A 1,300-nucleotide genomic window follows, 5' to 3' on the forward strand; every position below is an offset into this window, starting at 1 on the left:
CGGGCGACAGCTTGGCGTCGTCTGCGCCAGTGTGACCATCTCAGTGCGCGTGCGCTGGTGAAGGGCTGCTGAGAGGTGATGGGTGTGTGGCCAGTTGCCAGGAGCCGCCGAACTTCTGCCACGGTGAGGGGCGTGAGGCAGGAACCGTTTCTGCTGCCCCTTTTGCTGCGGCGTCGGCGGCCATGACGGCCAGGAAGGCATGCGCAAGTATGGCCAGGGTGATGTGCCGCATCCAGCCGGTGTAGCGGCGGACTTCGTACTGGTCGAGGCCGCACTCGTTCTTCGCGGCCTGGAAGGCTTCCTCAATGGCCCAGCGCATCCCGGCGACGCGCACCAGGTGCTCGACCGTAGTGCCCAGCGGTGCGTAGGCGAGGTAATAAGCGATGTCCTCGGGCTTGCTGATGCTGCGGCGGGCCAGTGCCCACCGCTGGTGGGTGGGCATCTCGCCGTCGAAATCCTCGATGGGCGTGATCTGCAGGGCGGCCCAGTGGTAGACGCGCGGGCCCTTCGCGCCGTCACCGCACGAACGTTGCTCCCACGCCTCGTCGGGTGCCTGGGAGAAGAGGTGATCGATGCGTCCGAAGTGCGGCACCTGCTGGGACTTGGGGACCGCGAGGACATACCCCAGGCCGGTTTCCTCCAGCATGCGGCGCAGTCGCCACTCCTGGCCGTAGGCGGCGTCCGCGGTCACCCAGGCGATCGGCAGCGGCGAGGCGATCGCCCGCAGCACCATGGCCTTGGCCAGATCTGGCTTGGTGGCGAAGGCCCGCTCGTCAGGGATGTGGGCGGCGCGGCAGCGGTCGCGGTCGTCGGTCCAGGACTTGGGCAGATACAACTCGCGGTCCACCAGGGCGCGTCCGCGCGTGGTGGCGTAGGCGGCGAAGACTCCGATCTGGCAGTTCTCGGTGCGGCCGGCGGTGCCGGAGTACTGGCGCTGCACGCCGGCCGAGGTGGTGCCCTTCTTGAGGAAGCCGGTGTCGTCGAGGATGAGGATTCCGTCGGGCTCGCCGAGCCGTTCGGCTACGTAGTGCTGGAGGTCGTCGCGAAGCTCGTTGGCGTCCCAGCGGGCGCCGTTGAGGAGTCGCTGGAGGCGGTCGGGGGTGCTGTGTCCGGCGTATTCGGCCAGTTGCCAGCCGTTTTTGCGGCCGACCGGGCCCAGCAGTCCGCGGATGTAGTCACGCATCCTGCGGCGGGGCTCGACGCGCCTGAAGCGGTGGCCTGTACGCAGGAACAGTTCTTCGAGCTCGTCGTTCCAGATCTCAACTGCACGCTCGTCGATCACACGAGGAGGCTGCCCGGA

At 68.1% G+C, this 1,300-nt stretch carries 1 protein-coding gene; it reads right to left on the reverse strand.

Annotated features, from left to right (window positions below):
* Window positions 1-40 precede the first annotated feature (40 nt).
* A complete protein-coding gene (locus ACIRVH_RS46475) occupies window positions 41-1,279 on the reverse strand; it encodes an IS701 family transposase (RefSeq protein WP_403967190.1) in 1,239 nt (412 codons plus the stop codon).
* Between the last annotated feature and the right edge of the window lie 21 nt (window positions 1,280-1,300).

It is taken from the genome of Streptomyces sp. NPDC101165 (assembly GCF_044768135.1).
Taxonomy (GTDB): Bacteria; Actinomycetota; Actinomycetes; order Streptomycetales; family Streptomycetaceae; genus Streptomyces.